We start from the raw sequence: 13900 nt of genomic DNA, 5'->3' as shown, positions 1-13900 counted from the left end.
TTTCAGCCCCTGCTGAAACCGAGTTGCGGGAGTTCCGTGAGGACCCCGGGCGCCCACCTGGTGGGGCGTTTCGACAACTCGGTTTCGGCTTATAAACACGGGCGGGCAGCCTACCTCGAAATTGGCTACTCGTCTTGCACAGCACCAGGAGCATCCCATGACCCACTACGTCCACGCCCCTTCGCGCGCCACTCTGCGCCACTTCCTGCATTCCACCGTTTTCCGATCCAACCCCATCCACATCTCGTAGCCCGGGTCGACAGTCCGCGCCTGGCCTGATCACTAGGCGCACGCAAAGGACGCAGTCGGCTTAGGGCCACTCCATGCCCTTGCCATGCCCGTGTTTTCCACGGGCCGGGTGGACTCTGTAAAGCAGGCCGCCTGGGTGGACTCTGTCCAATCCCCAATAACCTGTCGGCCCCGGCGCGCAACACCCTGCGCCCGGGCCCTGATCATGCCTCCCGGCGACCCCGCGCCGGCGCTGACCCCAGCGCTGGAGCAGGGTCATGCTGCCCACCAAACACGCCGACGCCTACACCCCGGCATCCACATCCGACTACCTGTCCCTTGCGGCCCGGGAACCGGGCCTGCCGCCCACCTTGGCCGACTTCATGACCCTCCTGGGCCCTGGGGCCAAGGAACGCCAAGCGGCCCGCCAGGCGGCGCTCAGTGCCTGCATCCGCCACCTGCAGACCGGCGCACCAGAGGCACCCAGCATCCAGCTCTGGCTGCTGGTCACATACGCGCCGGCGCTGCAGGCCATGGCAGGGCGATACCACTTGCCTGCCCAAAGCAGGGAGGAAGTGCACAGCTCGATCGTGATGGCGTTCCTGGAGACGCTGCTCAATCTGAGTGAGAAACGCCTGGCGGATGCATACCTGGAGCAGGAGATCGCCAATGATGCACGCCGACGGCTGGCCTATCATGAGGGGCTATGGCAGAGCAATCGCGCCGAGAGGGTCACAGCCACGCCCGACGAGGCCCTGATGGCTGACAGCCTGCCCGACGACCGTGCCGACGCCTACCAGGCGCTGCAGGACTTGATCCTGGACATGCCCATTACCGATGCCGAGCGCAGCGTGCTGGTGGGGCTATATGTCTACGGCTATACGCTGCACGAGTTGGCTGCCGCAGCTGACGAAGACTATTTCACCGTCCAGAAGCGGCACAAAAGACTGCTCAAGCGTCTCCGCGAAAGAAATCCAGAAGAATCCTGACCCCCTGTCCAAAAACGCCCTTTTCGCCTCGCAGTTGGTGGGAAAGGACGAAGGAGTGACAGGATGTCCAAGCCCAATCCCACCGACGCCACCAAGGTGGACCAGATCGAAGCCCGCGTGCGCGGCGCCTTCCTGGAGCTGGCGCTCCAGGTGGGCGGCATCGTCGCCGAGCACCCCATCCCCGACCCCGCCGTGGTCACCCTCTGCCGCTGCGTGGAGAAGGCCTTCCGCGGATGCCTGGAGCCCCTGGCCGACATGCGCGCGCCAGTGGCGCCACCCCCGCCCTTCAACCTGCGCAAGCACCCGGCCATTCTGCACCTGCTCGACGTCATCAAGATCCAGCACTAATCCACATCACCAAGGAGGACCCACCATGGGCCGGTTCGACACCATGAAAGAACGCTTCGACGAGCACGACCTGGAGAGCGGACTGTTCCTGAAGTTCGACGATGGCGACAAGCACCTGGTCGCCTTCCTGGGCGAGCCCCACCTGAAGGAAATCTACTGGGAGGGCGGGAAGAGCTACCCCTGGAAGCCGGGCTGCGGCAAGCCCAAGGTGCTCAAGACCAGCATGAACGCAGCCGTGGTCGAGAAGACCAAGAACGGCTTCCAGGTCATCTGCGTGAAGATCCTGGAAAACTCGAAGACCTTCTACAAGGCCGTCGCCAAGATGGACGCCAAGTACGGCATCGACTCCCAGGTCTTTGAGGTCGAGCGCGACGGGACGGGAACGGACACGACCTACTCCGTCCTGCCCGAAGGCGCCATCAATGACGAGCTGCGCGCCCAGCTGGACGAGCTGGAGCTCCACGACCTGGAGAAGGCCGACGAGGCCACGGGCGACGACAGCAAAAAGAAGGGCGCCACCAAATCCACCAAGGATGAACCCGCCACCATCATCACCCAGGATGACGGCAACGACCTGATCGCCCGCCTCAAGACGCTCAGAGCGAGCCTGGGCGAAAAGGGCGACGCCATGATGGCCGAGTTCCTGGCCAAGTTCGGCATCAAGAAGATCCGCGAGCTGCCCGCCAAGTGCCTCAAAGAGGCGCAGAGCTGGGTCACCCAGGAAGAAGAAGCCCTGCGCCACGCCGCAGGTGACGGCGAGGACGACGCCTTCGCCTGATCCAGGACCCACACCCCACACACCAGGCCCGGTCGGCACGCGCGCATTCTAGCCGGCCGGGCCGACTTTCCCAACTGGAGCAACCCGCGCCATGCCCCTGGACGCATTCTTGGACGACGCTCTCAAGACCAGACTGACAGCCGATGATGTCTTTGGCCCTGGCGGACTGATGGCCCAGCACCTGCCCGGCTACCAGGCGCGCGAAAGCCAGCTGGTCATGGCGCGGGAAGTGGCGGCAGCCCTGGATGCTGGCCGCAACCTGCTGGTGGAGGCTCCATGCGGGACGGGCAAGACCCTCGCCTACTCCGTCCCCGCCATCCAGCACGCCCTGGCCACCAACCAGCGCGTCCTCATCGCCACGGCCAACATCGCCCTGCAGGAGCAGCTGGTGCAGAAGGACCTGCCCTTCCTGGCACGCGTGCTGCCCGAGCCATTTGGCTTCACGCTGCTCAAGGGCCGCGGCCAGTTCCTGTGCGCAGACCGATTCCTGGAGCACCAAAGCCACCTCTTCGCCGGGGCCGTCCAGGACGATGACAAAGACGAGTTCGATCGCGTCATGGCCTGGGCGCGGGCGACGGGATCGGGCGATGTCAGCGAGCTTTCCTTCAAGCCCAGCACGCGCGTCTGGCGGCACTTCGCCGTATCCGACACCAGCGAGTGCGCGGGCTGCACGCTCAAATGCTTCCACAAGGCCGCCGTCGAAGAGGCCGAAGACGCCCAGGTCGTGGTCTGCAACTACCACCTGCTCTTCGCCCATCTCATGGTGCAGAAAGCCACGGCAGGCTTCGGCCAAGTGCTGCCGCCCTTCGACGTCCTCATCTGCGACGAGGCCCACGAGATCCCGGACATCGGTAGCGACTTCGCTGGCGAGGAGATCGGGCGCTGGAGCTTCCGGGGATTCAAGCGCCACCTCTCCCGTCACGGCTACGAGGACCTGGACCGCGCTGCCGATAACCTGGCCCACGCCATCAAGGTCATGCAGCTCAAACATGCGGCCCAGGGCAGCGGCCGCATCAAGGAAGCGGGCCTGATCGACGACGGACCCATCCTGGATGCCTTGCGCGACGCCGTGCGCGAGCTACGCGAGTCCAAGCGCCGGTACACCGAGGACACGAAGGAATTTGCCCAGCTGGAGCGCCAGGAGGAGCAGTGCCGGCAACTGGCGCAGCGCGTGAAGGGCCTCATCTGGCAGGAGCACGAGGATTGGGTTTACTGGGTGGCGCGCGTGGAATCGGCATCCGGCGACACGTGGAAGCTCTGCGGCAAGCCCGTCTCCATTGCCCCCTTCGTCCGCCAGCACCTGCTGCCCTGGGTGTCGAGCTTCATTGGCACCAGCGCCACACTGACCACCACGCGCGAGGACTTCCGCTTCGTGCGCGATCGCATCGGCCTTAGCGAGGAAACACGCCAGGTCGTGCTGCCCAGCCCCTTCGATTTCAACTCGTCAGCCTTGCTGGTGGTGCCGGATGGGCTGCCCGAGCCCAACGCGCCCGAGTTCCGCGACCGCGTGCACGACCTCCTGCACGAGGCCGTGCTGCACTCCAAGGGGCGCGCGCTCCTGCTGTTCACCTCCAGCCAGGGCCTTCGGTCCGCCCACGGCCTCTTGGCGCCGGAGTTCGAGAAGGCCGGCTACCGCTGCCACCGCCAGGGCGACGCCCCCTCCACCCAGCTCATCAAGCGCTTTCAGGAGGACGTCTCCAGCGTGCTTTTCGCCACGCGGACCTTCTTCCAGGGCGTGGACGTGCCGGGCGAGTCCCTGTCCCTGGTTGCCCTGGACCGCCTGCCCTTCCCCTCGCCGGCGGATCCCGTCATGGACTACATCGCCGAGCATGATGAGAAGGGCTGGTTCTTCAACCACAGCCTGCCTGTCGCCCTGATCACCTGGAAGCAAATCTTCGGCCGCCTGATCCGCCGGCATGATGACCGCGGCGTGGTCCTGCTCCTGGACGGGCGCGTGGCCAGCAAGAAGTACGGGCGCCAGTTCCTGAAGGCCATCCCTGGCGGCATGCTGAGCCGCGAGGTGGGCGCCATCGGGAGCTTTCTGTCCACCAGCGAGGACCCATTCGCATGATCAACCGCTGCCACTTCGGCGACGTGTTCGATGTACTGCCGCGCCTGGCTGGCCTTGGTGCCCGTTGCTGTGTCACAAGCCCGCCTTATTGGGGACTGCGGGATTACGGGACGGCCAAATGGGATGGCGGAGACCCCACCTGTGGGCACGAGATCAAGCGCTGGAGTGGGCCAAAGGACAGCGCGGCAAGGCAGTCCCGCAACGTGTCCGCCGCCGATCGCCTGGACCGCCCTGTTTGCGCGCGCTGTGGCGCCCGGCGCGTGGACCAGCAGATAGGGCTTGAACAAACTCCTGAGGAATACGTCGAGCGCATGGTGTCCGTGTTCCGGCTCGTTTGGGACTGCCTTTCCGACGACGGGACGCTCTGGCTAAACATGGGAGACTGCTACGCGGGCACCCGCCATTGCGACGACGCCCTGGAAGATTACGGGAAGAAGCACGGAATGGGTGGAGCGCACAAGGTTTGCGTCAGCCGTCGCCGAGACAACGTGCAGATCCCACGCAGCGACAGGCTGGTACCGGGCTTGAAATCGAAGGACCTCGTTGGAATCCCGTGGATGATCGCCTTCGCCCTGCGCGCGGACGGATGGTACCTGCGCAAGGATATCATCTGGCACAAGCCAAACCCCATGCCCGAGTCGGTGCGCGACCGCCCGACTTCCGCCCACGAATACCTGTTCCTGCTGGCGAAGAGCGAGCGGTACTACTACGACGCGGAGGCGATTGCTGAGTCATCGGTTGGCATCAACCAACACGACCTCACAGGCCCCGGATACGCTGCTCCAGGTCAGGCTCCCAACCGCGGCAATCGAATGCCAGCCCCGGCTGGCTGGGACACTGCCCAACGCGCGCATGGGAGCTTCCACCAAGATGGTCGGGCTGCCAGACCGTCTGCGGCAAAGGGTTCATTTGCTGGCAAGACAGGCGACCGGGCCTTCCGGGCTGTCACACAGACGCGCAACAAGCGCGACGTGTGGACGGTCGCCAGCCATCCTTACTCCCGCGCCCACTTCGCAACCTACCCACCTAACCTGATCAAGCCATGCATCCTGGCCGGAAGCGCCCCATGCGACATCGTGCTCGACCCCTTCCTCGGCAGCGGAACCACGGCCGCCGTTGCGCAATCGCTGGGCCGGCAATGGGTGGGCTGCGAACTGAACCCAGCGTACAAATCGCTTCAGGACGAGCGGATCAGCCAGCTCGGGCTTGAACTCGAAGCGGAGGGTGCATGAGCAGCCCGATCCTGGTGGACAGTCTCATCCGAGTGCCGATCCGCGATCTTCCTGCCCGCGCCCGCGAGCAGTTGGAGCGCGCCTTGTCCTATCCCAACCCCGCCTACATCGCGGCCAAGAAGCGCGGTATCCAGGTGCCCAAGGAAAAGGTGGACGGCCGTTGGCGGGATGTGCCCAAGCGGCTGGAGGGCTTCCACGTCAACGCACAAGGCCGCTGGTGCGCTCCACGTGGAGCGATCGCCCTCCTGAAGGACGTGCTGGTCCCATGGCCCGGAATTGCTGACCGCCGGGCTGTGTGGCCGGCCAGCATCCCGGCCTTTGAGCCCGCGCTGCGGCCCTACCAGGAAGCGGCCAGGCTGGCGATGGTGAAGAAGCTTCAGGGCGTGGTGGTCATCCCCGCCGGAGGCGGCAAAACCTACACGGCCCTGGCCGCCCTGGCCCAGATTGGACAGCGCACGCTGATTTTAGTCCACACGCTGGACCTGCTTGAGCAGTGGAAGGACGAGGTCGAAGAGCAGCTTGGATTCCTGCCCGCCAGTTTCTCGTCCACCAAGCAGGACCAGGATGCACCCATCATGGTGGCCACCGTCCAGGCCCTGACGCGACTGGACGCCCAGGGCCTGAAGAGCGCTCTGGCGCCCTTTGGCTGCCTCATCCTGGACGAGGGCCACCACTGCCCGGCCAGCACCTTTGATCGCGTGGTGAATGCCTGCCCGGCCAGGTGGCGCCTGGCGCTGACGGCGACGCCCGAGCGCGAGGACGGGCTGACCCCCAAGCTCTTGCACACCTTTGGCCCCATCATCCACCAGACGCGCCAAGAGGACCTGCTGGCCGGCGGCTACCTGGTCCCGGCTGTCATCCACGAGGTCCACACCGCCTTCGAGTTTCCTTATCGCGGCGCCAGCGACTGGCAGGACATGACCGACGCCCTGGCCAAGGATGAAGCCCGCCGAAAGCTGGTGCTGGACACGCTGGAGGAGCTGTACCACGACGAGGAGCGCGTGATCCTGGTCTTGTCCGCGCGCGTGGGCGACCACCTGGAGCCGCTGTTCCAAGCAGCCAAAGCCCGAGGCATCGAGGGCGAGCTCCTGGCCGGCAAGGTGAAGAAGGACACGCGCCGCATGATCCGGCACGCGGTTCGGTCCGGGCATGTGCGCGTCCTCTTTGCCTCGACCGTGGCCGACGAGGGCCTCAACATCCCCGAGCTCAACACCCTGCTCTTGACCTTCCCTGCCAAGGCGGAAGGCCGCGTGGAGCAGCGCGTGGGCCGCGTCATGCGCGCGGCGCCGGGCAAGACCCGGGGCGACGTGTACGATTTCATCGACAGCGCCGTCGTCAACGTGGACAACGACTCGAAGCCCCTGCTGCGCCAGTACGCCGGCCGGCGCGCCGCCTACAAGACGCTGCGCGCTACGATCGTGAAGGCTGCGCCGGCAGGACAGAGCCGGCAGCAGGAGACCCTGCCCATCCCCGCCCTGGACGCTCCGGCCATCCTGATCCGGCCAGGCGGGCCCGCCCGCTTTGCCGTCGGCATGGACCCGAGCTTCACGCACTTCGCCCTCGTCGCCGTGGACCTGGGCGCCTGGTGGCCCGTGGCCATAACCACGCTGGTGACCGCGCCGTCTGACAGGAAGCTAGGCTTGCGCAAAGCCGACGACGACGGCCGCCGGCTGGAGATATTGGCCAGCGGGATCCGCGATTTCCTGCTGGCCCACCCGCCCGCCATCCTCTGCTGTGAGACCCCGTCCTCCGGCGCGCAGAGCGCCGCTGCCTTGAAAGGCCTGGCCTATGCCAAGGCCCTGCTGGTGGCGGCGCGCGTCTACCACGAGGTGCCCACCGTCTGGCTCCTGCCGGGCGAGATCAAGGAGAAGGTGGGTGGCGGCCTGACCGCGACCAAGGGCCGCGTGGCGGACGTGGTGCGGGCCACGCAGGCCCGGGATGGCAGGCCCTGGGCCGGGGCGGCCTGGGACGTGACCAAGGACCGAAACGAGCACCAATACGACGCAACGGCGGCCATCCTGGCAGCCCGGGGCGACGACCTCTTCATGGCAGCAATTCGATAGCAGGGGAAGCACGTGGGCCACTACCGGGACCTCGTCGAGCGCATCAAGCACGATCTGACCATGGACAAGCTCGTTCCGCATCACACGGGACGAAAGCCCATCTGCTGCCCGCTCCCAGGCCACGCGGACAAAAACGGATCGTTCATCGTTTACAGCGAGACCAACTCCTGGTGGTGCCCCAGCCACCAGACGACCCCGTGTGGTGGCAGCCCCATTGACTATGTGATGGCCGAGCAGGGCGTGTCCTTCAAGGAGGCTGTCAAGATCAGCGCCGACCTGCTGGGCATCGAGATGCGGCCGCCCACCGAAGAAGAGAAGGCCGAAGTCGAGGCAAGGCACCAGCGTGAGGAGGTGCTGACCGTTGTCGCCCAGGTGGCCCACAGCTGGCTGCTCATGGAAAACTCGACGGCTGCCAGCGCGCGCGACTACCTGCTTTCCCGCGGCTTCACGGAGGATCTGATCAAGGATCAGTGCTTGGGCCTCCTGGACCTGCAGAAGCTTTATGAGTGGCGTGAACGGCACCCCAGGCTGGAGGCGTTCAGCAAGGAGGACTTCGACGCCGCCGGCCTGCGTAACAAGAGCGGCAACATCCTCTTCCTTGGCCCGCGCTTGTCCATCCCCCTACTCGCCCGCCAGCGCGTGACGGGCATGACCTTCCGCACGCTGGATCCGACTGAAAAGCGCAAGTACATGCACCTGGCCGGCCAGCCGGCAGGCCTCTACAACGAGGATGCCCTCGGTCACAAGTCCCGCAAGGTGGTGGTGACCGAGGGCGTCCCCGACTGCTGGACGGCCATGCAGTTTGGACACCAGGCCGTCGCGTGCCTGGGCGTGGAGGCTTCCAAGCATGCGGACCTGTTCCGCGGGCAGCGCCGCGTGACACTGATCTGGGACAACGACGACACCGGCCGCGGTCGAGTGCTGAAGTCAGCGCGGGCCATCCAGGCCGCCATGCCGGATGGCGAGGTCTGCATCCTGCACATGCCAGAGGTAAATGACCTCAACGACTGGGCCCGGGCTGGTGGGACCAAGGAGGAGTTCCAGGCGCTGCTGGATGGCGCGCCGGACCTGGTGGAGTACCAGATCGCGCAGCTGCCCGACGTGAAGGCAGGCGAGCGTCTGACCCGCGACGCCCAGGCTACCTTGCGCGAACTGCTGGCCGATGTCAGAGCGCTGGAAGGCAACCTGCAGGACATTCATCTCAAGACCATTGCCGCGCAAGTCGGATCACGCCCAACATCCCTGCGTGAGATGATGAGGGCCCAGGCCAAGACCATCCCCGCCCCCACTTTGACCTTCAAGGCGCAGGAATCCCCATCGACATCCGCACAACCAACGCCAGGTTCGGGCGTCGTTTTCAAGGATGAGGTCCCCTATCGGGCGGCCCTGGGCTTTGACTTCCGCGAGACCCCCACAGCCAACATCGGCGTGTGGCTGCGCCCCAGGTCCGATGAGCCGTACTCCCCGTTTGTCATCGAATCGACCAGCCAGGATGGCAAAGCCGTCGTTTCCCTGGTGCCCTACGCGGAGCGGTCCACCCAATCCAAGGGGCGAATCCGCTTCCCCAACGAGGGCCTGCCCCGGTGGACACGCGGGGATGCCCCATTCAGCATGGAACGCTTGCTGGCGGATCCGGAGGGCAATACGCCCAACGCGGCCAAGGTCTTCATGCGGATGCGTGACCTGATCAAGCGGTTCATTTGGTACCCCGCCGATCATGAGTACGACATCGTGACCCTTTGGGTCATGATGACCTACTTCTTCCCAGTGTTCGGTCGTGTGGGATATCTGCACTTCAACGGAGGGTCTGGATCAGGGAAGAGCCTCAGTCTTCGTTTTATCGAATCCCTTGCTTTCAACGCCATCAAGACGTCCAACATTTCCGACGCAGCCCTCTACCGCACGGTAGATGGATCCCAATCCACCTTGCTCATGGACGAAGCAGAGAAACTGTCCTTCCCAAAAGCTGGCACTATCGAAGCCGCCACCCGCTCCCTCTTCCTGGACTCCTACGCAGATGGGGCACTGGTGTACCGGATGAACACGGAGACCAATCAGGTCGAGGCCTTCGATGCGTTCAGCCCAAAATGCCTGGGAAGCATCAGCAAGATCGATCCGGTCTTTGGCAATCGATGTGTCACCATTCACTGCCTTCGCAAGCAGAAGGGTATCAACCTGTTTCACCACGCGCAGAAAGTGGAAGAAGTTGCACGCCTGTCTGCGGATCTGCGGAACATGATGCACTGCATGGCGCTGACCCGGTTCCATGAGGTCTGGCGGATCTACACGGTGGACCTGATGGGAGCCTACACTGAGATCGAGAACCGAGAGTACGAGATCTGGATATCCCTGATTGCCATGGCACGGTTGGTTGATCAGGACGCGCAGTGGGATGAGACGAAGTCCCTGGTGGACATCATCCTGACAACACAGCGCAAAAAGGAAGCCGAGCGCGAGGAAGAAGCCCGCCGGGAAAGCGTCGACATCCTGATCCTGCAGACCACCCTCAACCTGATCACCGGCGACAACCAGCGCGACTACGATGTGTTTGGAGAGGCGTGGAAGTTCGTGGGCAAGGGGCTTGCCAAGGCCATCCAGGCTGAACTCGATGAAGACGGTGCATGGCCATTCGAAAAAGATTTGACCAGCAACCGCCTAACCAACCTACTCAAGACACAGCACGTCATCGAAGAGGCCGACATCACCAGGATCACTGTAGGTGGCGCCCGCAAGCGAATTCTCAAGATCCGTCCCGACAACCTGCGCCAAGCCCTGCAACGCATGCACGGCCTCGATGCCGAAGAAGCGGTGAGCGAGCCCACAGTTCTCGCCAGTGCCGCGCCTGCCCCGCCCCAGGCCGCACCACGCCCGGTCCAGGCCACCATCCACGACGCTGAAGACCTCCCCTTCTGAAAGGACCAATCCCATGTGGCTGTTCACCACCCTGGGCTACTACAGCATCACCCGCAGCCGGCTGGAACCGGACCGCTACCAGATCCGGGCCCGCGACCGCCAGCACCTGGAACGCCTCTCCGTCCACATGGACCTGGATATGATGGCCCGCATGTCCCTGGGCCAGATCATCGAAACGCCGAGCGCCGACTACCGCTGGCGAATCATCGTGGACGAGCGCCAGCTCCGGGCTGTGGTGGAGGCCCTCGCACGCTGCATCACCTATTTCAATTTCAAGACCGAGGCCGCTACCACGGCCGCCGCCGATCATTCCTACCGCGCCGCCCTGCACGACGTCTGGGCGCGCATGAATCGCCTGCAACACAGCACCAACCTGGAGACGCCCCATGCCTAAAGAACCGCACAAACTGGCGGACAGCTACCGCATCATCGCCCTCAAGGCCGAGAACTTCCTGCGCCTGAAGGCCGTGCAGATCGCCTTCGACCCGAAGGCCCACACCGCCATCCTCTCCGGCGAGAACGGCGAGGGCAAGACCAGCGTCATCCAGGCCATCTGGACCGCCCTGGGCGGCGCCAAGGTCACGCCGCGCGAGCCCGTGCACGAGGGCGCGGAGCAGGCGGAGATCACGTTGGACCTCGCCCCCGAGGACGACGCATGCCCGGAGAGCCTGCGCCGGATCCGCGTGACACGCACCGTCACGGTTGAGGGCGGCTGGGGCCTGAAGATCTGGACGCCGGACAAGGGGAGCTTCCCCAGCCCGCAGACCATCCTGGACGCCTTCTTCAACACGCTGACCTTCGACCCCTCCGAGTTCATCCGCATGAAGCCCGAAGGGCGCAGTCGCGTCTTGATCGATATGGCCGGCGTGAAAGCGCCCATCGATGCGCTGAAACAGAAGCGCCAGATCGTGTACGACCAGCGCACCGACGTGAACCGCGACCTCAAGAGCGCCGAGTCCAGGTTGGAGGCGCTGCCCATGCCGGGCAAGGACGCGCCAGCGCTGGTCAGCCTGACCGAGCTGTCACAGGATCTGGAAGCTGCAAGAGCGCTGAAGAAGGCCCACGACGCCAAGCGGCAGGAACTCCAAGATCTGCGCCAGGCGCATGTCACTGCCAAGGCCGAGGTCAAGCGCTTGGAAGAGGAGCTGGAAGCCGCGCGCACGCGCGTTACTGAGCTGGTGGAAACGGGCCGCGATCTGAAGGCCGAGGTGGATGCGCTGGTGGATCCGAAGCTGCAGGACCTGGAGACCCAGCTGGCCACGGCCGAGGAGACCAACGAGAAGGCGCGCGGCGCCCAGCGCTACCGCGAGGAGGAGACCTCGGTGAAGGGCCTGCAGAAAGAGAGCGCCGATCTGACGACCCGCATTGACGCCGTCGACGACGAGATCAGCCAAGTGATTCTGTCAGCCCACTTCCCCATCGACGGGCTGTCCATCACCGACGAGGGCCAGGTGACTTACAAGGATCGGCCGTTCGAGCAGGCCAGCGACGCCCAGCGCCTGGAGGTGTCCCTGGCCATGGGCGCGGCCATGCATCCGAAGCTCAAGTTCCTGGCCCTGCGCGAGGCCTCGATGATGACTGAGAAGACCCGGGCCCGGGTTTCGGAGTGGGCCGCCGAGCACGGCGTGCTGGTCTTGATGGAGCTGGCCACCAGCGAGGAGATTGGAATCCACATCGTGGATGGCGAGGTGGCCAGTGCCAACTGACGCCATCGACCGATGGCCATCCGGCGAGCGGCCGGCCTTCTTCGCCACGCCGGGCGCCTGGGAGATCCTGCAGCTACTGGATCGGCAGGCCCTGTCCCTGGACGAGAAGCTCGGGCGCCTGCAACCGTTTTCCACGCGCGACATCCGCGGCGCCTATTTCCTGACCCGGCAGAGGCATGAGCTGGCGGCACGCGACCTTCTCGTGTCCGGGGAGGACTCGGGCAGGGCGGAGCGCATCAGCGCGCGCAATCTCCTCCGTCGGGCCTTCGTCCAGGCGCAAGCGCAGGAGGAGGCCGCGCAGCTGGCGCGCGAGTTCGAGACCATCATCGAGCAGGTGCGGGCTTCCCCGCCAGCCGTGCTGGGCGATCGGATCCGAAGCGTCCACCAGGTCTGCATCCTGGCCAGCGCCGCGCAGCCGCTTCCCCTGCGGCTGCAGTTGCTCATGGAGGTGCAGGCGGATTGCCTGGCCGCGGCCGCTGATGTCCTGCAGTCCCTGGCGGATGGCCAGACCGTGATTGGCAGCTGGCCGCGTCCGCTGGAACGCGACCAGGCCCTGCGCCTGCTGGACGCGGCCATGGCGCTTCAGCGAGAGATAGCGTAGCCACCCATCCGGAGGGCCTTGCCCGCCATGGCGAAGCCATCGACCCCACGCCGCAAGCACGTGCGCCACGACGTGAACACGGAGCCGCGCTGGCTCAACTGGGAGTTCCTGGCCGCCTTTGGCGTGGACGAATCGGGCTACACGTATCTGGACGCCGTCAAGCAGCATTGCTGTGCGGGCCTTGCCAGGGAGGATTGGCTGGAAGCCCTCATCCGCCGTGCACGGAAGGCCTACATCGCTGCCGGCCGCAGCAAGTATGGCCAGCGCGCCGCATGGGCCGTGTTCCGCCGGGCAGGCATGATCATGCTGCATGACCTGATGGACGACCTAAGCGAAGGCCGCAAGCTGGGCCCAATGGCCGCCTTTCAATCTCCACGGACGGCCGAGATCGTAATCATCCGGCGTTCCTGGAAAGCCGAGATCATGCCGATCTAGCTGAAGTTTTTCTCACCCCCTGTCCAAAAACGCCCTTTTCGCCTCGCAGTTGGTGGGAAACACCAATGGCGGAGGCTGACCCTTGCATCACCCCTTCATCCCCCCGCGCTGCTACATCGCGCACCCCTACACGGCGGGCTCGCCCGAGCTGACGGACATGCACGTCCAGGGCGCCAAGCTGGCTGGCCTTGCGGCCGCCAGGCGCGGCTGGTACCCCGTCATGCCCACGGTCAACACGGGCGGGTTTGACCGGCTGGCGCCCGAGATCGACAACGAGCTCTGGCTGGCTGGCACACTGGGCCTCATGCGAACCTGCGAAGCCGTGCTCATGGCAGGCGATTGGACACGGAGCCAAGGATGCCGCGATGAGTACGCAGACGCCATGGAGCGCGGGATCCCGGTCTACACCCTAGAGACTTTGCCCGAATCAGGGATCGAAGAAGAGGACACCACGCCCAGCGCGCGCCCCCACGGCATCGACCCGCTGATGGAAGGAGGCCACGCGTGAGCGCGCACAGCATGGGCCTCTTGGCCAC

12 protein-coding genes are annotated in these 13900 nt (G+C 65.1%); all 12 read left to right on the top strand.

Annotation, left to right across the window (positions count from 1 at the left end):
* The first annotated feature begins 506 nt into the window (after positions 1-506).
* The 12 genes from Q8O14_14860 (at position 507) to Q8O14_14805 (ending at position 13872) form a co-directional block, all read left to right on the top strand.
* Positions 507-1217 carry a hypothetical protein gene (locus Q8O14_14860; protein MDP2362006.1) on the top strand — a complete coding sequence of 237 codons (711 nt, stop codon included), beginning with the start codon at positions 507-509 and terminating at the stop codon, positions 1215-1217.
* A gap of 63 nt (positions 1218-1280) precedes the next feature.
* Positions 1281-1565: a hypothetical protein gene (locus tag Q8O14_14855; GenBank protein ID MDP2362005.1), complete on the top strand. Its 285-nt coding sequence runs from the start codon at positions 1281-1283 to the stop codon at positions 1563-1565.
* Between the two features lie 25 nt (positions 1566-1590).
* The gene (locus tag Q8O14_14850; protein MDP2362004.1) at positions 1591-2343 is read left to right on the top strand and encodes a hypothetical protein; all 753 of its coding nucleotides are present in this window, start codon (positions 1591-1593) and stop codon (positions 2341-2343) included.
* A 169-nt stretch (positions 2344-2512) separates the two neighbouring features.
* Positions 2513-4414, top strand: a complete 1902-nt coding sequence (locus Q8O14_14845) for an ATP-dependent DNA helicase (protein MDP2362003.1) — start codon at positions 2513-2515, stop codon at positions 4412-4414.
* Positions 4411-5646, top strand: coding sequence for a site-specific DNA-methyltransferase (locus tag Q8O14_14840; protein ID MDP2362002.1), 1236 nt, complete (start codon positions 4411-4413; stop codon positions 5644-5646). The genes Q8O14_14845 and Q8O14_14840 overlap by 4 nt, the downstream gene beginning before the upstream one ends.
* Positions 5643-7709 carry a DEAD/DEAH box helicase family protein gene (locus tag Q8O14_14835; GenBank protein ID MDP2362001.1) on the top strand — a complete coding sequence of 689 codons (2067 nt, stop codon included), beginning with the start codon at positions 5643-5645 and terminating at the stop codon, positions 7707-7709. Before Q8O14_14840 ends, Q8O14_14835 begins: the two co-directional genes overlap by 4 nt.
* Positions 7710-7721: 12 nt before the next feature.
* Entirely contained in the window at positions 7722-10622 is a 2901-nt protein-coding gene (locus Q8O14_14830; GenBank protein ID MDP2362000.1) for a CHC2 zinc finger domain-containing protein, read from the top strand.
* Positions 10623-10635: 13 nt separating this feature from the next.
* Positions 10636-11016: a hypothetical protein gene (locus tag Q8O14_14825; GenBank protein MDP2361999.1), complete on the top strand. Its 381-nt coding sequence runs from the start codon at positions 10636-10638 to the stop codon at positions 11014-11016.
* Positions 11009-12328, top strand: a complete 1320-nt coding sequence (locus Q8O14_14820; GenBank protein MDP2361998.1) for an AAA family ATPase — start codon at positions 11009-11011, stop codon at positions 12326-12328. The genes Q8O14_14825 and Q8O14_14820 overlap by 8 nt, the downstream gene beginning before the upstream one ends.
* Positions 12318-12929, top strand: a complete 612-nt coding sequence (locus Q8O14_14815; GenBank protein MDP2361997.1) for a hypothetical protein — start codon at positions 12318-12320, stop codon at positions 12927-12929. The genes Q8O14_14820 and Q8O14_14815 overlap by 11 nt, the downstream gene beginning before the upstream one ends.
* Before the next feature lie 27 nt (positions 12930-12956).
* On the top strand, positions 12957-13364 hold the full coding sequence (locus tag Q8O14_14810) for a hypothetical protein (GenBank protein MDP2361996.1): 408 nt from the start codon (positions 12957-12959) through the stop codon (positions 13362-13364).
* Positions 13365-13446: 82 nt separating this feature from the next.
* Positions 13447-13872: a hypothetical protein gene (locus Q8O14_14805; GenBank protein MDP2361995.1), complete on the top strand. Its 426-nt coding sequence runs from the start codon at positions 13447-13449 to the stop codon at positions 13870-13872.
* The last annotated feature ends 28 nt before the right edge of the window (positions 13873-13900 follow it).

The sequence above is a fragment of the bacterium genome (assembly GCA_030685015.1).
GTDB lineage: Bacteria > CAIWAD01 > CAIWAD01 > CAIWAD01 > CAIWAD01 > CAIWAD01.
The sequence above is the reverse complement of the archived record's forward strand: the minus strand, read 5'-3'. Positions and strand labels throughout refer to the sequence as shown.